Source organism: Leclercia adecarboxylata (genome assembly GCF_006171285.1).
GTDB classification, from domain to species: Bacteria; Pseudomonadota; Gammaproteobacteria; order Enterobacterales; family Enterobacteriaceae; genus Enterobacter; species Enterobacter barmai.
The window spans coordinates 3,792,478-3,813,699 of sequence record NZ_CP040889.1 but is presented as its reverse complement, the minus strand read 5'-3'; the positions used below and the strand labels follow the sequence as shown (position 1 = coordinate 3,813,699).

The following is a 21,222-nucleotide window of genomic DNA, read 5'->3' as shown; positions in this document are numbered from 1 at the left end:
TCCGGATTGACAGAATATGTCGCTATCATCAGAACAAGTTGATTTTTATTTTTATAGGGCCAGAGGTTTTACACAATTATCGTAAGGCTATCTCCTTCTTTGAAACTTATAATGCGTGCTGACTGTTAAAGCGAGAGCGCTCTCAGGTAGCGGCAAGGATCGGCTGAGACATACCCTCTATTTTCCTGGCCTGTTGCTCAATTACGTTATTTCACTATCCGGGTAAGATAATGCTCAAACGTGAACTTCGTCGCAAAATCACCCTTATATTTCCAGCACATTGACACCGCTTCACCAGAGCTATTTTATGGCTTTATATAGAACCTGTGCTCGACGATCACAGAAATAAAAAAACATAATAAATTAATTTAAAAACGTAATGGATCCTCCCTGGCCTCCTGTGTCAGAAAGAGCTTCGCGTTCATAAAACAAATCGGAGATCGGATTAGAATGAGTAAAAACATAATGCATAGCCGGCATGATGAATATCACAAATTATCTCGTGGGGAGCGCATTGGCTATGGAATGGGCGACTTTGCGCAAAACCTGGTCTTTGGCACGATTGGTGGTTTTCTGGCGCTTCACATGTTGACGGTAAATACCATCGGTACCGCGACGGCGGGATTCATCTTTCTTTTTGTACGCATCCTCAATGTTTTTTGGGATCCGATGGTCGGAACCTATGTTGACAAAAGAAGTTCATCGGCAGGGAAATATCGTCCGTGGATTTTAAGAGCCGGCGTTCCGCTCGTTATTCTGTCCGCTTTACTTTTTGCACCTATTCCTGGCGTAAAAGGTTCAGCGCCTTTTGCCTTTATTGTTTATCTGGCTCTGGATCTGGTTTATTCCGTGGTGAACATTCCTTATGGTTCACTGAATGCCTCATTGACCCGGGATCCTGAATCTATCGATAAACTGACCAGTACGCGAATGATGCTGGCCAACAGCGCCAATCTTTTGGTCTATACCCTCTTCCCTATGTTTGTCCAGATGGCCTCGCCCAAGGATCGCAGCCTCAAGGACACCGGGTTCTTTGGCCTTGAGCTCAATATGGGCAACTATACCGATCCCTCAGCGAACTATGCCTGGTTTGGCGTTTACTCGATCTATATGGTCATCGGCGCAGTTGCCCTGTTCATTTGCTATAAATTCACCAAAGAACGCGTTGTGGCTTCAGCAGAGCAGACGGCCAACGTTAAAACCACCGACCTCTTCCTTGAACTCAAAAATAACCGCCCGCTGGTTATTCTCGGCCTGTTTTTCATGCTGGCATTCACATTTATGTTCTTCATGAACACCGTGAATGGCTTTTTTAATCAGTTTGTTGTCGGCCATTCCGAATGGATGGGCGCCGTCGGCCTTGTTGCCTCAATCCCCGGCATTCTGTTCCCCATTTTCTGGCCTAAGCTGAAGAAGATTTTTGGTAAAAAAGGATTCTTCCACATTTTCCTCGGCATGTTTATTGTCGGCGAATTACTGACCTACGTCTGGTCGCGCGAAGGTATGCATGATGCCCTCTGGCTCGCGTATATCGCCACCTTTATCAAGCAGTGGGGCTTAACCTCGGCGACCGGATTCATGTGGGCACTGGTGCCGGAAGTGATCGCTTATGGTGAATTAAAATCAGGCAAGCGCAATGCCGCCATCATCAATGCCATTATGGGGCTCTTTTTCAAAATTGGATTTACTATCGGCGGCGCAATTCCACTCTGGTTACTCGCAGCCTATGGATTTAGCGAAACCGGGGCCCAGCAAAGTGCGAGTGCAATCGACGGCATTATTATCACCGCAGTCTGGATCCCCATTGCTTTAGCTTTTATCTCGATGATCGTCATTCACATTTATCCCATCTCCGATAAACATGTCACCGATATCAATCGCCAGCTTGATGAGATCCGCGTGTAATTTCGAATATGAACTAAAAAGTCTTTAAAAATAAAATTCAGAAAACGTTAAAAGGTAGAATGATATGTCGCTTATCCAGAACCCTGTACTGCCTGGTTTTAACCCGGACCCAAGCATTATTCGTGTAAAAGACACCTACTACATCGCCAACTCAACCTTTGAGTGGTTCCCTGGCGTGCGTCTGCATGAATCAAAAGACCTAAAAAACTGGGATCTTCTGCCCAGCCCATTATCAACGACAGCGCTTTTAGATATGAAAGGAAATCCCTCTTCCGGTGGGATTTGGGCACCGGCGCTCTCTTACGCCGATGGCAAATTCTGGCTGGTGTACACGGACGTGAAAATCACCGAAGGTGCCTTCAAGGACATGAAAAACTACCTGACCACCGCCACCGATATTCGGGGTCCCTGGTCCGATCCTGTCAAACTTAACGGTGTCGGTTTCGATGCCTCACTCTTCCATGACAACGATGGGCGTAAATATCTGGTTCAACAAACCTGGGACCATCGCGAGTACCATCATCCCTTCAACGGCATCACGTTAACTGAGCTGAATACCGAGACGCTAAAATTAAAACCAGAGACAGCGCGAACGATTTACCGGGGCACCGCCGTTGCACTGGTTGAGGGGCCACATCTTTATAAACTGAACGGCTATTACTATCTTTTCGCCGCTCAGGGGGGGACGGTGTTCACCCACCAGGAGGTGGTTGCCCGTTCAAAAACTTTAGAGGCCGATAGCTTTGAAACCGAGCCAGGAGAGGTATTCCTGACGAACGTCGATACTCCGGACAGCTATATTCAGAAACAGGGTCATGGTGCGTTAGTTTCCACCCCTGGCGGTGAATGGTATTACGCCTCGCTCTGCGCACGGCCGTGGAATCGCCCGGGTGAGTCAGCCTACGATCCCCGGGGCTGGTCAACTCTGGGCCGGGAAACCTCTATCCAGAAAGTGTACTGGGATGAAGCGGGCTGGCCACGCATTGAAGGCGGCCATGGGGGTAAAACCTTTGTCGAAGGCCCTGCCGATGCCATTTACACCGAAAGCGCACAAGATCATAGCCAGCGCGATGATTTTAACACTGCGACGCTCGATATTAACTGGAACACGCTTCGCGTCCCGTTCACCGAAAAAATGGGCACAACGGGCGACGGAAAACTGACGTTAAACGGCCAGGGTTCTTTAGCTAATACTCACGATCTTTCTCTGATTGCCCGCCGCTGGCAGGCCTTCTATTTTGATGCTCAGGTTAAAGTTAAATTCAATCCATTTAGCTATCAGCAGATGGCTGGCCTGACGAATTATTATAACGATCGTCACTGGAGCTTCGTATTCATCACCTGGAATGAAATTAACGGTGCCGTTATCGAAATAGGGGAAAATAACCGCGGAAAATATACCTCTTACCTGAAAGATAACGCGATCAAAATTCCGCAGGGAACAGAATACGTCTGGTTCCGCACGAAAGTCCGTAAGGAAACCTATACCTACGAATACAGCTTTGATGGCGTCACGTTCACCGAGATCCCTGTCAAACTGGATGCCGCCGTTCTCTCAGATGATTATGTCCTGCAAAGCTATGGCGGGTTCTTTACCGGGGCGTTCGTGGGCCTCGCGGTCGTCGATTACTCTGGTTACGATGCCAGCGCAGATTTTTATGATTTCGTCTATCAGGAACTGGGCGATACCTTGACTGCAAACGGCGAGTATAGCCGGGACGCAAGCGAGTCACGGTTTAATTAAAGACTGACAAAAAAGGGGCCCGCGGGCCCCATTACAGTGATATTGCGCGTTGTGGAATTATTCAGGCAACGCGTAAACAACAACCTGGTCGCCCACCTGATCCTTCAGGATAGTGTTCCCGCCCGCGACAAAAGCCACATACTGACGGCCTTTATATTCATAGACTGACGGGTTGGCAACCGCCGGGGCTTCAGCCTGATCGGACCACAGCTCTTCCCCGCTCTCCACCGAGTAAGCACGTACTTTGGCATCCATAGAGGCACCGATGAAGATCACCCCACCCGCGGTGATCGCCGGGCCGCCGATAGTTGGCGAGCCCCAGCTTTCCGGCATAAAGAAGCCGTATTGCTGCGAAGCCCCCACCGGACGGCGCCACTTCACGTCACCGGTATGCATATCCAGCGCGACAATCTCACCAAAAGGTGGCTTCCAGCACGGCATACCCAGCCAGTTATTGGCCACCAGCAGACGCATACCGTACGGCGCGCCTTCCTGCGGCGCAAAACCACTCTCGTTGCCGGAGTCTTTATCGGCCTTATCGTAATCTTCACGGCTGTAGAGCTTCACGTACTGAACGATATGTGAGGTGTTGACGATAGCGATCTGTTTATTCGGATCGAACGCCACCCCGCCCCACTGCACGCCACCGGCGCTGTCGGGATAGGTCAGCGCGCCCTCGCCTTTGGTGGTTGGTGGGGTGTACATGCCCTCATAGGTCAGATTATCCCACAGGCGTGAGCACTGACCGGCCCCGACTATATCGGCCAGTTTCCAGATCTCCGGCTTTTTCGACTGATCGAGCAGCGGCGCAGGCTTCGTCGGGAACGGCTGGGTTGGCGAAAGTTTTTCACCCTGTACAGAACCGTCGCCCTGCGGGACCGGACGCTCTTCGATAGGCCAGACGTCCTCCCCGGTCAGGCGGTTAACCACAAACAGGAAGCCCTGCTTGGTGGCCTGAATCAGCGCCGGGATCTGCTTGCCATCAACGGTGATATCCATCAGCGTTGGCGCGGAGTTGATATCGTAATCCCAGACGTCATGATGCACCCACTGGCGGGACCAGACCACTTTACCGGTATTGATGTCCAGCGCGGTTGTCGAGGTGCCAAGCGGGATCGCGTCGACACGGTTACCGCCCCAGTAGTTAGGCGATGGGGAGGAGACCGGGAGATAGACCAGACCGTTGGCTTCGTCGGCGGACATGTGCGTCCAGACGTTAGCGGTCCCCGTGCGTTGGCGGATTTCGGCTGGAATCGCCTCGAAGGACCATTCCCGCTCGCCGGTCTGGGCGTTGATGGAAAATACGGTGCCCGGAGGCGCTTCGGCATAGGCCCAGTCTTTACCAGCCCAGCCCACCAGCAGATGGTTACCCACCACCGTCGGCGGCTGCAGGATGGAGAGCGGGAATTTAGCGTTCACCGTGTTCCACTGATTTACGTTCAGCACGCCGTTGTCCGCAAAGTTGCTGCACGGCTTGCCGGAGTCGGCGTCAAGGGCGTAGAGCTTACCGTCAACGGTGCCCATATAGACAATCTTCTGGCAGGCTTCACCGGCGACCGGGTTTTTAGCCTGCCAGTAAGAGACACCGCGGTTCTTCAGCACCGGTTGGGTCAGCGCCTTGCGCGGCGATTTGGTGTCATAGTGCCACTTCTCTTTCCCGGTGCCCGGGTCGAGCGCAATCAGGCGATCGAAAGGGGTGCCGATGTAGAGGGTGTCGTTGGCGAAGATGGGCGTGGCTGACCAGACGGTCGCCGGGGTATCGCCTTTACCATCCGATACATCGCCGGTATGAAACTCCCAGACTTTTTTTAATTTTCCGACGTTCTCTGCGGTGATCTGGGTCAGCGGGCTGTATTTCTGGGCATTAAGCTGCCCGTGGAAGCTGTCCCAGGTGGCGGTGGAAGGCACAAGCGGCGTCCCCGGATGCTCTGCCGAGGCCACGGACTGCCCTTCACTTTTTCCGCTTGCGGCGTCATCGGTGGTTTTGGTGGTGCCCGGCGCCTGCTGGTCGGCCGCATCCACGTTGAGCTCTTCCTGCGTTCCCTGAGAGGCCTCAGCGGCTTTATCCTGCGCATGCAGTGAGAGTGGCGCGATCAGCAGTGCCAGCGCTGTCATGCTGACTTTCATTAACGGGTAGTGTTTATCGTTATGCACGGGTGGCTCCTCAGGCTCTGACGCGGGGATGGTGGTGAACGGAAGTGCTGCTCAGCATAATCAGACCAATCAGGCCGACCACCATGGCTGCCGTTATGATGTACTGGTGCAGCAGCGCGGCCGCAAAACCCGTACCAGCCAGAACCACAAGAGTGACAATAATCAGGAATATACGCCCGCCGCGACCGGATGCGGCACGCAGTATAAAGGTCAGTACCGCCAGCACGGCGCAGGCTATGGCGACGCCCAGCGCACCAATGGTACCGGTGACGCCGGTAAGGGGCGTCAGCCAGGCGTATAACGCCACCGCGAAGCCAATGACCGCAGCCAGCAACAGCAAAATGCTGCCGGTACGGGAGGGATGAGAATGCAACATACCAGGAAGTCCCCTATCAAAAATAAAAATGAGCCAATATGTCCTGTTCCCGGATGGATGCGGCTGTTGTGTGCATGGGCAATAGCTAAAAACTCAGGCAGTTAAGGAAAACAGCGGCATAGATCACTGAACGTAAATGAGTATAGAAGAAGGTTTTTAAAGGGGACGCTCAAACGCCTGAAAGCCAGGCAGTAACCAGGCGTAAAGCACGCATTGTTAACCGGGGATGGCAGCAAGACGACGTTCAGCTCTGCACGTCACGAGGAGATCCCGCCTCCGGAAACAAAGCGTGACAGGCCGCTCTCAGCCGTTGTTTATCTGACGCAATAAAGGGCGTGATTTCTATGCGCTCTTTCATCTCCTCGACCATGCCCGCTGCGGCTGAGCCAAAGCGTTCGGGCCAGCCGCAGCTCAGCATGCTGAGGCTTTTCAGCACTCTCAGCTGTATTTCCCGCATCGCCGCGCCGTCGCGCGCGATGGGTGAAAAAAAGTCTTCCATCAGGTCGCAGTCCCGCAGAGGTGCCACGTGAACGGCAGGGAATTTCACCTCGCTCCCGGTGCTGGCGTGGCGGGCATATTCAGATAGTACCCGCACCCCGCGGCCGATAACGTCAATGGCGGTTCCGGGATCGTTCACCGCGGGCGAAAGTGCGCGGCAGGCAATTTCCGCCAGCACGCAAAGGCAAAAACGGGGGTCCTGATTAAAGGAGCGCACGTCAGACACGCGAACTGCTGACAGGATCGCTGAACTGAGTGCCGCGTCTACGCTATCGGTCACGTAGATCAGGGGCCGGGAAGGATGAACGAAGCTGCCCGGTTGCGCCACCAGATAGACATGCAACGAACTGTCGGACAGCAGCGCCTGAAGCCTGTCGACGTCAATATATTCAACGTATCCAATATCCCGGGGAAAAAGAGCAGTGGTGCCTTTTGGCTGCGTGTCGCTCTCAGGCCAGGGAAAGCCGCCGAGACAGGGGTTTTTGGCGCATTCAATAAAGGTTTCTAACGCCGCATCCTCCACTTTTTTGGTTGTCTCGCCGACGCGTCCAAGGGAGGTCAGATGCTGGATCCAGCGCAGCAGCGTTAACAGAATCAGCGCAATAACGATCAGGGTGACGAAAAATAGAATCACCCGCCCCCGTTCCCCGTATGCGCCCATATTCAGGGCGATGATCCCTACCAGGCTGAACAGAAACGAGCCGATAAAGGTGGCCAGTACGTTTTGGGTAGTGACATCTTCGACAACAAGGCGCGTGGCCCTGGGGGTAACATTTGTTGTCGCTGACCCGTAGGCTGAGACCATAATGCTGAGGGAAAAGGTGGTCACCGCCAGCATGCTTGAAGCGAGGATATTAAGGATGTTGTCTACCGCTTCGGCGCCCACCTTGACCGATAAGGACTCCGGGATCATCGACTTAAAGACGATGGATAGCAGCGCGGTGATAATGGCCGCAATGGCGAACAGCGTTGCCCTGAACCAGAGTTTTTTAAAGACCTGTGCCAGTATCCACCGCCAGCGCGACATCATCGTTGACCTCTCTTCGTCAGTTGCAGGGCAAAAAAAATGCCGCCAGGGTTGGCGGCACCGGAAGATTAACGAACCAGATGCAGGAAGTGCAGATGCTTTTCGTACTGGTCAAGAATGTCGTTGATCAGCTGTTCCTGAGTCCAGCTCATGACATCGTAATCCTGTCCCCCCTCTTTGAGGTAGACTTCTGCACGGTAGTATCTGTGCTGCTCCGCCTGCTGTTCGTCGTTATCGATAGCCGCCAGGGCGAAAGTCGGCGAGTTATAGCCACGCAGCCTGACTTCATAGAGAAAGTTCAGCTCATTGCCTAAATCCACTTCCAGACGAAGACGATCGTCCGGCACATCGCTGATTCGGCTCACCGTGCCCTGCTTTTGCAGCTCCTCCTGAACCAGCGTCATCGCCGGTTGGATCACCTCATCCATAAAGCGTTTCACCAGGGAGCGCTTCGGCAGATAGGCGATATTACGTAAACGCCGCTGCCACGGAATTGGATTGCGGGCTGCGGTGGGCGCGATAGTCGCCATACTCAGGCTCTCGCGCTTGGTTAAATCACGACGCAGCGCCTTCAACAGCCCGTAGATGGAGATAAGCAGGATGACGGAAAACGGTAACGCGCTGGCAATGGTGACCGTTTGCAGCGCGCTTAGCCCACCTGCAAGGAGCAGCGCAATCGCCACCACCCCCATCAGCGCGGCCCAGAAAATACGCTGCCAGACGGGCGTATTCGGCTCGCCGCCGGACGCCAGCGTATCCACCACCATTGCACCCGAGTCGGCTGAGGTGACAAAGAAGACAATGACCATCGCCATGGCGATAAACGACAGTATGGATGAGAACGGGAAGTGCTCGAGGAAATTGAACAGCGCCAGCGCCACATCCTGCTGCACCGTGTTCGCCAGATCGGTTGCCCCCTGGCTCATGATGAGATAAATCGCGCTATTGCCGAAAACGGTCATCCACATCAGGGTGAAACCCGCAGGGACAAAGAGCACGCCGGTCACGAATTCACGAATGGTTCTGCCGCGGGAGACTCGGGCAATAAACATCCCGACAAAGGGCGACCAGGAGAGCCACCAGCCCCAGTACAGCAGCGTCCAGCCTCCCAGCCAGTTGCTGGATTTTGGCTCGTAGGCGTAAAGGTTGAACGTCTTACTTACCAGTTCAGAGAGATAGCCGCCCGTGTTTTCAACGAAAGATTTCAGCAGCAGGACGGTAGGCCCCAGGCACAACACCAGCGCCAACAGCAGCAAGGCCAGACCCAGATTAATCTCGGACAGGATGCGGATGCCTTTATCCAGCCCGGAGACCACGGAAATGGTCGCCATACCGGTGATGACGACGATCAGGATCACCTGCACCGTTTCATTAACCGGCACACCGAAGAGATGATTAAGCCCGGCATTCACCTGCAATACGCCATAGCCCAGCGAGGTCGCCACCCCAAAAACGGTGCCAATAACGGCAAAAATATCGACGGCGTGGCCTATCGGCCCATAAATTTTGTCACCGATGATAGGATAGAGCGCCGAGCGCAACGTCAGCGGCAGGCCATGGCGGTAGCTGAAAAAGGCGAGGATCAACGCAACGATGGCATAGATAGCCCAGGCGTGAAGCCCCCAGTGGAAGAAGGTTAGCCGCATTGCTTCTTTGGCAGCGGCAACGGTCTCGGGGGTGCCTACCGGCGGAGAGAGATAGTGCATGACCGGCTCGGCGACGCCGAAGAACATCAGGCCTATCCCCATCCCTGCGGAAAACAGCATGGCAAACCAAGAGTGATAACTGAAATCGGGCTGGGCATGATCGGGACCCAGCTTGATATCGCCGTAGCGAGACAAACCAAGAAACGTCACGCTCAGTAATATCAGCGCGACCGCCAGGATGTAGAACCAGCTGGCGTTAGTGAATATCTGCTGCTGCAGCAGTTTGAAATTTTTGTCGGCAACGTCAGGGAAAATCGCTGCAAATGCAACGAGAAGGAAAATTAACAAAGCAGATGTATAGAAGACCGCTTTGTTAATCTTGCTTGTGGACTGCTTTGGGATGGGGGTATTTTCACTCATATGTTATGTATTCCATTAAAACTGAAACCGCTCCGGATGAGAGGAATCATCTCTTTCAGCTTAGCAAAACGAGTCTGCTTGTGCAGTTGATGATGGCAGAGTTACTTTTTTATGCTCCTGAGTTTTCTGGGGTTAATTTTATTCAGTGCGGGTCTGAATCTGGCTGACATTACGTCATTCTTTGGTAACACGATAAAAGAAAAAGCCCCGCGATATTGCTATCGCAGGGCTTTCAAATTTGGCGGAAGCGTAGAGATTCGAACTCTAGAACCCTTTCGGGTCGCCGGTTTTCAAGACCGGTGCCTTCAACCGCTCGGCCACGCTTCCTAAGTGAGGCGAACTATAAACACCTCCGTGTGCGCTGTAAAGTATGAACCCAATCGTTCGCCTGAAAAATAGCCAAAACCTGTTTAATCGGTTGAATAGACAACGCATTGGCCATTTTCTCAGCACCGGATCTCAGTAATGACCCTTAGTGCTTTTTGATGTACATTTCCTTTGTGAAGTAGTACCCGAGCTTATCCGGCGTAAATCCGCCTATCCACGGCTTCACCAGGTGGGTACGCACGTAGTGATAGACCGGGATCGCCGGAACATCCCGCGCCAGCAGATCTTCCGCCTGCTGGTAGAATGCTCCGCGCTCGGCGGTGGTTTTGGCTTTGGCGGCGTTGACCAGCGCTTCGTCATAGGCCGGATTGCTGTACTGGCTGGTGTTCTCGCTGTCGCCGGTGCGGAAGTTGTTCAGGAAGGTCGCCGCATCGTCGTAATCGGCAATCCAGGCGTAGCGCACCGCATCAAAGTTGTGGGTGTGCATGGTATCCAGCATCGTTTTCCACTCCTGGTTTTGCAGCTTCGCCTCTACCCCGAGGTTTTTCTTCCACATTGAGCTTACGGCGATGGCAATACGCTGGTGTGATTCCGAGGTGTTATAGAGCAGATTAAAGCTCAGCGGATGGCCCTCGTTAAAGCCCGCTTCGGTCAGCAGCTTTTTCGCCTCAGCGATGCGTTTATCCATCGGCCAGCTGGCGTAATCCGGATTTTTTATTTGCACTCCGCCGATATCCGGCTGGCTAATGACCCACGCCGGACGCTGCCCCTGCCCCAGCACTTTCCCGGCAATAATGTCTTTATCCAGGGCCATGTTCAGCGCCTTACGCACGCGCGGATCGTTAAACGGCGGACGGGTGGTGTTGAATTCGTAGTAGTAGGTTGCCAGCTGCGGTGAGACATCTACTTCTTTACCCAGCGTCTTTTGCAGCTGGGCAAACTGGTTGATCGGCAGGGTGTAGGCAATATCGATCTCCCCCGCCTTGTAGCGGTTAACATCGGCGGCTTCAGAGGTGATCGGCAGATACGTCACCTTGTTGATGACGGTATGGGCGTTGTCCCAGTAGCGCGGGTTGCGCTCGGCGATGATCCGCTCGTTGACCACCCACTGGCTGAGCTTATAGGCGCCGCTGCTGACAAAGTGCTCCGGTTTCGTCCACTTATCGCCATAGCGGCCAATCAGGACCTTATCCACCGGCACCAGCGACGGGTGCGCCAGCATGGCCAGGAACGCCGCGTTGGGCTGGGTCAGCGTCACTTCAAGCGTGGTGTCGTTCAGCGCCTTCACGCCCATGGTGTCGGGGGCCTTTTTGCCCTGGGCGATATCGGCGGCGTTAACCACGTGCATATTGCCCGGATAGCTGGCGTACGGCGAGGCGGTTTTCGGATCCACCAGCCGCTGCCAGCTCCAGACCACGTCCTGGGCGGTAATGGCCGTGCCGTCGCTCCAGGTAATGCCCGGGCGCAAATGGAAGGTCCAGACGGTGTTGTCCTTGTTCTCCCATTTCTCGGCCAGCCGCGGCTGGATCTCCCCCTGCGGCGAGACGCTGACCAGCCCGTCGAACAAATCGCTGATAATATTGAATTCGACATCGCTTTCGACTTTATGCGGATCGAGCGATGCCGGCTCATTGCCATTATTCCTGACCAGTTCCTGCTTCTCAGCCAGCTCGGTTCCTGCTGGCACGCTGGCTGCAAACGCCGTTGCGCTTGCGCACAGGATGCCTGCTGTCAGCAAAGAGAGGGTAAATGTTACGTGTGATGAGGGTTTCATGTCCTTCGCCTTATAGTTTAGTTTTGACGATGCAAAATAACTCTTAGCGCTGCGGCTGGAATAAGGCAATATATTTCAGTGACCTATAAGAGCTTGATCTGATTAATCCTGACAAACCGGGGTTCATTCTGCGTTAAAGGCGTTATGGAACACATCATGCTATATCGAGGCCTAAGACGTTGAGTAAAGATGGGTAAAACCACTTTGTAACCGGCGCGTCGTTTTCTATTCTTGCCGTTAATTACATCTGTCATAAGAGAGTGACTCATGGATCGTATTATTAGTTCTTCACGCGACCGCACATCGCTACTCAGCACCCACAAGGTGCTGCGCAATACTTACTTTATGCTCAGCCTGACGCTGGCCTTCTCCGCGCTGACGGCAACTGCCAGCACCGTGCTGATGCTGCCGTCACCGGGGCTGATCCTCACCCTGGTCGGCATGTATGGTCTGATGTTCCTGACCTACAAAACCGCGGATAAGCCGGTAGGCATTCTGTCCGCCTTCGCCTTCACCGGTTTCCTGGGCTACATCCTGGGGCCAATGCTTAACACCTACCTGTCTGCCGGTATGGGCGACCTGATCGGTCTGGCGCTGGGTGGTACGGCTGCGGTGTTCTTCTGCTGCTCTGCCTACGTACTGACCACCCGTAAAGACATGTCTTTCCTCGGCGGTATGCTGATGGCGGGCATCGTCGTGGTGCTGATCGGTATGGTTGCAAATATCTTCCTGCAGCTGCCGGCTCTGCACCTGGCTATCAGCGCCGTGTTCATCCTGATCTCCTCCGGGGCGATCCTGATGGAAACCAGCAACATCATTCATGGCGGCGAGACCAACTACATCCGCGCCACCGTGAGCCTGTATGTGTCGCTGTATAACATCTTCGTCAGCCTGCTGAGCATCCTGGGCTTTGCGAGCCGCGATTAACCGACAGTGCTGTATAACGAGCCCCGCTTATGCGGGGCTTTCTTTTTTGGTAAACTGCCGCGGTTTTCGATAAACCCGTGATGATTATGCTGAACTTTGAAGGTAAAGAGATTGAGACCGATAGCGAAGGCTATCTGAAAGAGACCAGCCAGTGGAGCGAAGGGCTGGCGGCTGTGATTGCCGAAAAAGAGTCTATCGCCCTGACGCCAGAGCACTGGGAAGTGGTGCGCTTCGTGCGTGATTTCTATCTGGAATTTAACACCTCCCCCGCCATCCGCATGCTGGTGAAAGCAATGGCCAATAAGTACGGCGAGGAGAAAGGCAACAGCCGCTATCTTTACCGCCTGTTCCCGAAAGGCCCGGCAAAACAGGCGACCAAAATCGCCGGTCTGCCTAAGCCCGTGAAGTGCATTTAATAGCGAATACCGAAATTCACGTATTCCCGGCCGGGTTGATGCGGTTCTGAGAGAACCTTTTCGACCCGGGCGATGCGTGGCCCGCCCGCCTTAAGCCAGTCGAGCAGTTTATCGACCTGCTCCGCCTCCCCGCACGCCACCACCTCGACGCTTCCGTCATCCATGTTGCGCGCGTAACCGGTCAGCCCCAGCTCAGTGGCTTCACGCTGCGTGCTGTATCGAAAGCCAACCCCCTGAACCGTGCCGTGAACCCACGCGATGATGCAGACTTTTGCCATACTCCTTCCCCTTATCCATGCCTGGCTCTGAACCCAAAGAATAGCAAATTATGGCCGGAGAATTAGCGCAGCGTTTTGGGTAAACAGCCGTAATGCTGACGAAAACGGGCCGTAAATCGGGAGCTGGAAAGATACCCGCACTGCATGGCGATCTCGCCAATGGGCAGACGGGTCGACTGCAGCTGAGAGAGCGCAACCGCCATACGCACCTCCTCCACGATCTGGCGAAAGCTTTGCGACTCTTCCCGTAAGCGTCGGCGTAAGGTCGGCACGCTTAAGGCCAGACGACTGGCCACATCATGAGCAGTCCATGCCCGGGCGGGCGCCAGCATAATGAAATGCCGCACCTGCTCGGTAAGATTGATATTTCGCTCGATCAGCAGCGGACCGGCCACCCCATCATGCAGCAGCGCCAGCAGGAGCCCAAAGGCCTGGTGCTTTTGCAGCTCATCCGAAAAATTATGCCGCACCGCGTGCAGCAGGTTGCCCCACATGAAAGCGAGTCCTTCGCTGAGCGGAGCACAGAGTGAGTCCGTTTTTGCGCGCGGCCAGGATTGCAGATAACGCGTTTTAAACTCGGCGATGAGGTCGGGGGATAACAGCAGCAGATCGGAATGAAACACGTCCTGCGCAGGCTGGTTAATGATCTCCATCGGGGTGTTCGCCGGAATGATAATGAGCTCATCCGGCGTCGCCACTAAGCGCCTCTCATCCTGGATAATCACCTTACTGCCGTGCGTAATATGACAGATGGCCGGGTAGAAGAGCTTTACGTGGTGCAGGCGATGCATTTTGCTGGCATTGACCTCAGCCGCTGTCAGATGGTTATGTTGAAAATGAAACTCCTGCACCGGGCCACCTTTATCGTGCGTATGTTGCGGTTAATTGTGCTTTCGCGAGCATGTGGCTGTTGAGCATAAAGCCAACCAGTGCCCCGCTGGCGTTGCCGTCGAGCGGCAGTTTTTCCACATTCAGCGCCCAGACGGTGAACTGATAAGGGTGCGGTTTATCCCCTTCAGGCGGACATGCCCCGCCGAAGCCAGCATAACCGAAATCATTACGTCCCTGCACCGCTCCCGCCGGTAATTTATCGCTGTTCGTTTTCCCGGCACCTGAAGGCAGGCTCTGCGTCTTAGCGGGAATGTTGACCAGCGTCCAGTGCCACCAGCCGCTGCCGGTGGGTGCGTCAGGATCGTAGGCGGTAATGGCGAAGCTTTTTGTGCCTGCGGGTGGATTTTGCCAGGCCAACTGTGGCGAGGCATTGCCCCCCTGGCAGCCGAACCCGGCAAAGACCTGCTGTTGCGTTAAGGGGTGACCGTTGGCGATATCCTGGCTGCTGAGGCTAAACGGCAGGGCTGCAGAAACCGTAAAACTGATTGTCGCCAGGGCGCTGACGGCGATGGCAATATGCTTTTTCATTGTTGTCTCCTTTTGCTGAACCGGAAACCACACTGTAAAGCCTGCGACACACTCATAATGTGCCTGACCGATTTTAAAATGTGCCGAAACGCTCAATAGTGTCCGCAGATGATTGCCACTGGCCATCTGTGCTACTCTACGCGCCATTTCCCTGGAATCGACAGAACAGAAAATTATGAGTGTACGTTTAGTGTTAGCCAAAGGGCGCGAGAAGTCATTGCTGCGCCGCCATCCCTGGGTCTTCTCCGGCGCGGTTGCCCGCATGGAAGGCAAAGCCAGTCTCGGTGAAACCATCGATATCGTTGACCACCAGGGGAAATGGTTAGCGCGCGGCGCATACTCGCCTGCCTCGCAGATCCGTGCCCGCGTCTGGACGTTTGATAAAGATGAATCCATCGACATCGACTTCTTTGTCCGCCGCCTGCAGCAGGCGCAGCAGTGGCGCGACTGGCTGGCAAAACGCGACGGGCTGGACAGCTATCGTCTGATCGCCGGCGAATCCGACGGTCTGCCGGGCGTGACGATCGACCGTTTCGGCAACTTCCTGGTGCTGCAGCTGTTAAGCGCGGGTGCTGAGTATCAGCGTGCGGCGTTGATCAGCGCCCTGCAGACGCTGTTCCCCGAGTGCGCTATTTACGATCGCAGCGACGTTGCGGTGCGTAAAAAAGAGGGGATGGAGCTGACCCAGGGTCCGGTGACGGGCGAACTGCCGCCTACCCTGCTGCCTATCGAAGAGCACGGCATGAAGCTGCTGGTGGATATTCAGGGCGGCCATAAAACCGGTTACTACCTCGATCAGCGCGACAGCCGCCTGGCAACCCGCCAGTACGTTGCCGACAAACGCGTTCTGAACTGCTTCTCCTACACCGGCGGCTTTGCGGTTTCGGCCCTGATGGGCGGCTGCAGCCAGGTGGTGAGCGTCGATACCTCACAGGAAGCGCTGGACGTGGCGAAGCAGAACGTTGAGCTGAACCAGCTGGATCTGAGCAAAGCGGAATTTGTCCGCGACGACGTCTTCAAACTGCTGCGCAAATACCGCGACCAGGGTGAAAAGTTTGACGTGATTGTGATGGATCCGCCAAAGTTCGTGGAAAACAAGAACCAGCTGATGGGCGCCTGTCGTGGGTATAAAGACATCAACATGCTGGCGATCCAGCTGCTTAACCCGGGCGGCGTGCTGCTGACGTTCTCCTGCTCCGGCCTGATGACCACCGAATTATTCCAGAAAATTATCGCAGATGCCGCTGTAGATGCTGGGCGTGATGTACAATTTATAGAGCAGTTCCGTCAGGCGGCCGATCATCCGGTGATCGCTACCTATCCGGAAGGGCTGTATCTGAAAGGATTTGCCTGTCGCATCATGTAACTTGAAAAGTGGAATGTTGCCCACACCTATAGTGTAAGTAACGTTTCCCGGGAGGTGACTATGATTGCCAGCAAATTCGGTATCGGCCAGCAGGTCCGCCACTCCCTGTTAGGTTATCTGGGCGTGGTCGTGGATATCGACCCGGAATATTCCCTCGACGAACCGTCAGCGGATGAGCTGGCGGTGAACGCAGAACTCCGCGCCGCGCCCTGGTACCACGTGGTCATGGAAGATGACGACGGACAGGCCGTGCATACCTATCTTGCCGAAGCCCAGTTAAGTAGCGAACAGCAGGATGAACACCCAGAGCAGCCATCTATGGATGAACTGGCGCAAACTATCCGCAGACAGTTACAGGCTCCGCGCCTGCGCAACTAATGAAAACCCGGTAGCCGACGGCTGACCGGGTTTTTTATTACTTCGCCATCCCCAGGCGGGGGATCTCAATGGCCGGACAGCGGTCCATCACTACATTCATGCCCGCATCGCGCGCCAGAACCGCCGCCTGTTCATTAATCACCCCGAGCTGTAACCAAAGGGTTTTCGCCCCGACCGCAATTGCCTCCTGAGCAACGCCCCAGGCCGCTTCGGAATTGCGGAACACGTCCACCATATCGATTTTTTCCGGCACTTCTGCCAGGGTGCCGTATCCCTGCTGGCCCAGCAACGTTTTACCTGCCACTTTTGGCGAAACCGGGATCACGTGGTAGCCCTGATCGAGCAGGTATTTCATCACCCTGTAGCTCGGGCGATCCGGCTTGTCGCTTGCCCCCACCAGCGCAATGGTGCGGGTGGTAGTAAGAATGTCAGCGATATCGTTCTCTTTCATTTATGTCCTCCTGGCTCGTTCAATCTGGGTATCAATGCCGTTACAGCAACTGCCATCCCATACGTCTGCATGAGGGCAAATTGCCGGGATATGTCTATATGTTAGTAAATATGATTAGCGAAAAATTTTGATACATTATTCATGACGCATGTCTTTTAAGAGGGCTCTCTATGAAAACCGGCATTGCCTGGAGTCTGTTTGCGCTGCTCATGCCGGTTTGCGTTTTTGCCACAACGCTGCGGCTCTCTACGGACATCGACCTGCTGGTATTGGATGGCAAAAAAGTTTCCAGTTCCCTGCTGCGCGGTGCGGACAGTATTGAGCTGGATAACGGCCCGCATCAGATCGTCTTCCGGGTAGAAAAAACCATTCGCCTTGGCAATCACGAGGAGCGGGTCTATATCTCTCCTCCCCTTGTCGCCAGCTTCAACACCCAGCGCATCAGTCAGGTTAATTTTAGCCTTCCACGGCTGGAAACAGAAAAAGAGTCACAACTTTTTGATAAATCACCGCAAATCGAGTTGCTGGATGGCGACGCGACCCCGATCCCGGTGAAGCTGGATATTCTGGCGCTCACCGATACGCCGAACGGCGTGAATTACGAATATGATACCGAGCGCTATAACAAAGCAGGGCAGAGCGCCTCGCTGCCGCAGTTTTCAACCACCATGGCGGATGACAGTACGCTGTTATCCGGGGTGTCTGAGCTGGACATGCCGCCGCCGCAATCCCAGAGCATGACGGAGCAGCGTCTCAAGTACTGGTTTGCCCAGGCCGATCCTGAAACCCGAAGCCGTTTCCTGCAATGGGCGAAGCAACAACCCTCGTCCTGAGCCGCATTTTTTCTCCCTTTCTCTTGCAGCGTCAGGTGCTTCCAGTAATCTGTAACCAGTTAACTAACGGATAGAGATTATGGAATCCACAACCCGCACACTGCCGGAACGAAAACATATCGCCCTGGTGGCGCACGATCACTGCAAACAGATGCTGCTCAACTGGGTTCAGCGTCATCAATCCCTGCTGGAAAAACATCAGCTGTCGGCCACCGGGACCACCGGCAACCTGATTCATCGCGAGACCGGACTTGAAGTGAATGCCATGCTGAGCGGTCCGATGGGCGGCGATCAGCAGGTCGGCGCACAGATTTCGGAAGGTAAGATTGATGTGCTGATCTTCTTCTGGGACCCGCTCAATGCGGTGCCGCACGATCCGGATGTAAAAGCCCTGCTGCGTCTGGCAACGGTGTGGAATATTCCGGTCGCCACCAACCTGTCGACGGCGGACTTTATTATCGAGTCTCCGCAGTTCAACTCTCCGGTCGAGATCCTGATCCCGGACTATCAGCGCTATCTGGCTGAACGTCTGAAGTAAAAGTGGGCATCGCCGGGGGGCGGCTCCGCCTTACCCGGCCTACAAAACCCCAAACCGCACGCCCCGTAGGCCCGGTAAGCGAAACGCCACCGGGCAAAACAACGCTAGGGTTTGCGTGCCACCGGAACATCAATTTCTTTGAGGATATCGACAAAGCGTGATGGCTGCTCTTTGTTGAACAGCAACCAGACCCGGTGACGAGCACGGGTGATAGCCACGTAGAGTAATCGCCGCTCCTCGGCATCGGGAAAATCTTCCACCACTGGCAGCAGGGCCTGCTCCATTACCGATTCCCGGGCAGGTGCCGGGAAACCATCGCTCCCTTCCTGCAATCCCACCACAATGACATAGTCCGCCTGCTGGCCCTTGCTGGCGTGAATGGTCATAAAATCCAGCTGCAGTTTCGGCCAGCGGGTCGCGGCTTTCTCCAGGCTGGCGGGCTTCAGGTGGTGATAACGCGCCAGCACCAGAATACGCTCATCCGCCCGGGCGTAACCGCTCAGCTTATCCAGCAGGGCATCGAGCTGATCCTCTGCCAGCAGCGTAACCGCTTTCTTGTCGCCAGCCGACAGGCTGTTCAGCGGTTTTGCCAGCTGATGTGGGTTTTGCTGGATAAACCGGTTGGCGATCTCACCGATCCGGTTATTGAAACGGTAGGTGGTGTCCAGATCGCAGCGATCCCCTTCGCCAAAGTAATGATGAAACGCCGTCGTCAGCGACAGCTGTGCACCACTGAAACGGTAGATCGCCTGCCAGTCATCCCCCACGGCAAACAAAGTGGTGTACTTGTTTTGCGCCCGCAGCGCCGCCAGCAACGCCGCGCGTTGAGGAGAGATATCCTGAAACTCATCCACCAGAATGTGCTTCCACGGGCTGATAAAGCGACCTTTCTCCAGAATAACGATCGCCTGATGAATCAACCCGGAAAAGTCGACGGCGTTCTCCGCCTTGAGGGCGGCTTTCCACGCCTTAAGCAGCGGAGCCATTAACTTGACCCGCTTTGAGAACAGGGCCCGCACCTCTTCCGGCGCGCCGGCAATCATCTCGGCCTGCGCGCCACCGTGCATACGCATCAGGCTCACCCAGCGATCGAGCCGGGGTGCCAGTCGGCGCTTCAGCTTTTCGTTTTGCCAGAAACTGCCCTCCGGCACGCTCCAGTCAAGCTCCTCTTCGAGCCACTGTCGCCAGCCTTTGGCCTGGGCTTTTTTCTCACTGCACTGCTGCTGCCAGGCGTCGATGAAAATCTTCTGCCGCGCCACGGTGTCATTTTCAAGCTCGCTGACCACCGGCACCTTTTTGCTGCCCTGCTGGATGATATGCAGGGCAAGAGAGTGGAAGGTCCTCGCGGTGATGTCGCGGGTATGCAGTCGCGCCTCGATTCGCTCATCCATCTCCTGAGCCGCCTTACGCCCAAACGCCAGGAGCAATATTTGCTCGGGAGCGGCTTCATTGCGGGCCAGCAGCCAGCCTGCCCGCGCCACCAGCACCGAGGTTTTTCCGCTACCGGCCCCCGCCAGCACCAGCAGCGACTGTTCGCCATTGACCACCGCCCTGGCCTGGGCCGGGTTAAGTGGGGATGACTCAATACCGGCAAAAAAATCGGCATACTGGCTGAGCATAGTGTCAGTCCACGCCTGATTGTGCGCCAACCGGCTCTGGTCAATGTCCTGTAGCCAGGCCTGACACTGCCGCCAGGCTTCACGGCAGTTATCAAACTCGTCGAGCCGCGAGACGGATAACGGCAAAGCCTGTAACGCCTGGCGGATTTTTTGCTGAAGGCCGAGCGTTTTTTCCCGCGTCAGCCAGCTGTTTTGCTCATTCGTGGCGGCAATGTCATTCAGCGCGTTTTGCAGCACCTGCGCCGCAACCTCACTCATTTCAGCACTCCATTGCTGCCAGAGCGTGCTGAGATGGCGGTGAAAACGCTGGGTTTCCGCCCACTCGGTGCCGTGCAGACGCACCACTTTTTCGTCTGTCAGCACAAACTCCAGCTCGCCCCAGACCAGGCCGCGCTTACAGTGAATTGCTAACAGCTGATTGAAGGGGATGAGATATTCGTGACGTTCGCCCGAGACTTTAACCCCGGCGTTAAGCAGAACGACTTTGTCGTACGGATGTTGTGCCAGGCGTTTGCCTAACGATGTTGCTTTCAGTTCCATGTCCAGCCTGATCCACGACGTGAATAATTGCATAACAGTTTAACTGCCAGTTTTCAGGTGCTCCAGCGCAAAAAAACGTTACAATCATCAGGGCTTCAACATTACGGAAAGAATTGAGGTTTTATGCGTACCATTCTGAATATTTTGAATTTTGTGCTGGGTGGTTTTGCCACCACTCTCTCCTGGCTGCTGGCGACGCTGGTCAGCGTGGTCCTGATATTCACCCTTCCGCTAACCCGCTCCTGCTGGGAAATTACCAAACTCTCGCTGGTCCCATACGGCAACGAAGCGGTTCACGTAGACGAACTGGAGCCTGGCAATAAAAGCGCGCTGATGAACACCGGCGGAACGCTGCTCAATATTCTGTGGCTGATCTTTTTCGGCTGGTGGCTGTGTCTGATGCACATTGCGGCGGGGATCGCCCAGTGCCTGACGCTTATCGGCATCCCCGTCGGGATCGCTAATTTCAAAATTGCCGCCATTGCCCTGTGGCCTGTCGGACGCCGGGTTGTCCCGGTGGAAGTGGCCCGCGCCGCGCGGGAAGCTAACGCCCGCCGTCGTTTTCCATAACAAGGACCTCGCGCGC

At 54.9% G+C, this 21,222-nt stretch carries 19 protein-coding genes and 1 tRNA gene; 9 read left to right on the top strand and 11 right to left on the bottom strand.

From position 1 onward, the window contains the following. Positions 1-465 precede the first annotated feature (465 nt). Both FHN83_RS19870 and FHN83_RS19865 read left to right on the top strand, forming a co-directional pair. Positions 466-1,905 (top strand): MFS transporter, encoded by a 1,440-nt coding sequence (locus tag FHN83_RS19870; RefSeq protein WP_171029947.1) that lies wholly within the window; start codon positions 466-468, stop codon positions 1,903-1,905. Positions 1,906-1,969: 64 nt separating this feature from the next. Next, positions 1,970-3,649: a glycoside hydrolase family 43 protein gene (locus tag FHN83_RS19865; protein ID WP_139564712.1), complete on the top strand. Its 1,680-nt coding sequence runs from the start codon at positions 1,970-1,972 to the stop codon at positions 3,647-3,649. 57 nt (positions 3,650-3,706) lie between these two features. Here FHN83_RS19865 and FHN83_RS19860 read toward each other — a convergent pair whose 3' ends face one another. The 6 genes from FHN83_RS19860 to FHN83_RS19835 form a co-directional block, all read right to left on the bottom strand. Continuing rightward, positions 3,707-5,803: a pyrroloquinoline quinone-dependent dehydrogenase gene (locus FHN83_RS19860; protein ID WP_139564711.1), complete on the bottom strand. Its 2,097-nt coding sequence runs from the start codon at positions 5,801-5,803 to the stop codon at positions 3,707-3,709. 10 nt (positions 5,804-5,813) lie between these two features. Beyond that, on the bottom strand, positions 5,814-6,179 hold the full coding sequence (locus FHN83_RS19855) for a hypothetical protein (protein WP_039029424.1): 366 nt from the start codon (positions 6,177-6,179) through the stop codon (positions 5,814-5,816). 244 nt (positions 6,180-6,423) lie between these two features. Continuing rightward, complete coding sequence (locus FHN83_RS19850; RefSeq protein WP_139564710.1) at positions 6,424-7,707, bottom strand: DUF2254 domain-containing protein; 1,284 nt, start codon at positions 7,705-7,707, stop codon at positions 6,424-6,426. A 65-nt stretch (positions 7,708-7,772) separates the two neighbouring features. Continuing rightward, complete coding sequence (locus tag FHN83_RS19845; protein WP_039029426.1) at positions 7,773-9,770, bottom strand: BCCT family transporter; 1,998 nt, start codon at positions 9,768-9,770, stop codon at positions 7,773-7,775. 239 nt (positions 9,771-10,009) lie between these two features. Further along, positions 10,010-10,097: transfer RNA gene (locus FHN83_RS19840), tRNA-Ser, on the bottom strand. 145 nt (positions 10,098-10,242) lie between these two features. Then, entirely contained in the window at positions 10,243-11,871 is a 1,629-nt protein-coding gene (locus FHN83_RS19835; protein WP_139564709.1) for an ABC transporter substrate-binding protein, read from the bottom strand. Positions 11,872-12,138: 267 nt separating this feature from the next. On the opposite strand from FHN83_RS19835, the gene yccA reads away from it, so the two are divergent. Next, entirely contained in the window at positions 12,139-12,798 is a 660-nt protein-coding gene (gene yccA / locus FHN83_RS19825) for an FtsH protease modulator YccA (protein ID WP_039029428.1), read from the top strand. An 86-nt stretch (positions 12,799-12,884) separates the two neighbouring features. After that, entirely contained in the window at positions 12,885-13,214 is a 330-nt protein-coding gene (gene tusE, locus FHN83_RS19820) for a sulfurtransferase TusE (RefSeq protein ID WP_032617485.1), read from the top strand. On the opposite strand, the gene yccX is transcribed toward tusE, so the two are convergent. The 3 genes from yccX to FHN83_RS19805 all read right to left on the bottom strand — a co-directional run bounded on the left by yccX (position 13,211) and on the right by FHN83_RS19805 (position 14,911). Then, positions 13,211-13,492 (bottom strand): acylphosphatase, encoded by a 282-nt coding sequence (yccX, locus tag FHN83_RS19815; RefSeq protein ID WP_039029429.1) that lies wholly within the window; start codon positions 13,490-13,492, stop codon positions 13,211-13,213. The genes tusE and yccX overlap by 4 nt on opposite strands. Before the next feature lie 62 nt (positions 13,493-13,554). Then, complete coding sequence (locus FHN83_RS19810; RefSeq protein ID WP_039029430.1) at positions 13,555-14,343, bottom strand: helix-turn-helix transcriptional regulator; 789 nt, start codon at positions 14,341-14,343, stop codon at positions 13,555-13,557. Between the two features lie 10 nt (positions 14,344-14,353). Continuing rightward, a complete protein-coding gene (locus FHN83_RS19805) occupies positions 14,354-14,911 on the bottom strand; it encodes a kinase inhibitor (protein ID WP_039029431.1) in 558 nt (185 codons plus the stop codon). 175 nt (positions 14,912-15,086) lie between these two features. On the opposite strand from FHN83_RS19805, the gene rlmI reads away from it, so the two are divergent. Next, entirely contained in the window at positions 15,087-16,277 is a 1,191-nt protein-coding gene (rlmI, locus tag FHN83_RS19800) for a 23S rRNA (cytosine(1962)-C(5))-methyltransferase RlmI (RefSeq protein WP_139564708.1), read from the top strand. A 60-nt stretch (positions 16,278-16,337) separates the two neighbouring features. Beyond that, positions 16,338-16,655, top strand: a complete 318-nt coding sequence (hspQ, locus tag FHN83_RS19795; RefSeq protein ID WP_039029433.1) for a heat shock protein HspQ — start codon at positions 16,338-16,340, stop codon at positions 16,653-16,655. Between the two features lie 37 nt (positions 16,656-16,692). Here hspQ and FHN83_RS19790 read toward each other — a convergent pair whose 3' ends face one another. Continuing rightward, positions 16,693-17,106 carry a CoA-binding protein gene (locus FHN83_RS19790; protein WP_039029434.1) on the bottom strand — a complete coding sequence of 138 codons (414 nt, stop codon included), beginning with the start codon at positions 17,104-17,106 and terminating at the stop codon, positions 16,693-16,695. Positions 17,107-17,276: 170 nt separating this feature from the next. On the opposite strand from FHN83_RS19790, the gene csgI reads away from it, so the two are divergent. Then, positions 17,277-17,939 (top strand): curli synthesis inhibitor, encoded by a 663-nt coding sequence (csgI, locus tag FHN83_RS19785; protein WP_039029435.1) that lies wholly within the window; start codon positions 17,277-17,279, stop codon positions 17,937-17,939. Between the two features lie 79 nt (positions 17,940-18,018). After that, the gene (mgsA, locus tag FHN83_RS19780) at positions 18,019-18,477 is read left to right on the top strand and encodes a methylglyoxal synthase (RefSeq protein WP_138369416.1); all 459 of its coding nucleotides are present in this window, start codon (positions 18,019-18,021) and stop codon (positions 18,475-18,477) included. A 104-nt stretch (positions 18,478-18,581) separates the two neighbouring features. Here the strand turns inward: mgsA and helD are convergent, their stop codons facing one another. Next, positions 18,582-20,636: a DNA helicase IV gene (gene helD / locus FHN83_RS19775; RefSeq protein WP_139564707.1), complete on the bottom strand. Its 2,055-nt coding sequence runs from the start codon at positions 20,634-20,636 to the stop codon at positions 18,582-18,584. A 123-nt stretch (positions 20,637-20,759) separates the two neighbouring features. On the opposite strand from helD, the gene FHN83_RS19770 reads away from it, so the two are divergent. Beyond that, positions 20,760-21,206: a YccF domain-containing protein gene (locus FHN83_RS19770; RefSeq protein WP_039029438.1), complete on the top strand. Its 447-nt coding sequence runs from the start codon at positions 20,760-20,762 to the stop codon at positions 21,204-21,206. The last annotated feature ends 16 nt before the right edge of the window (positions 21,207-21,222 follow it).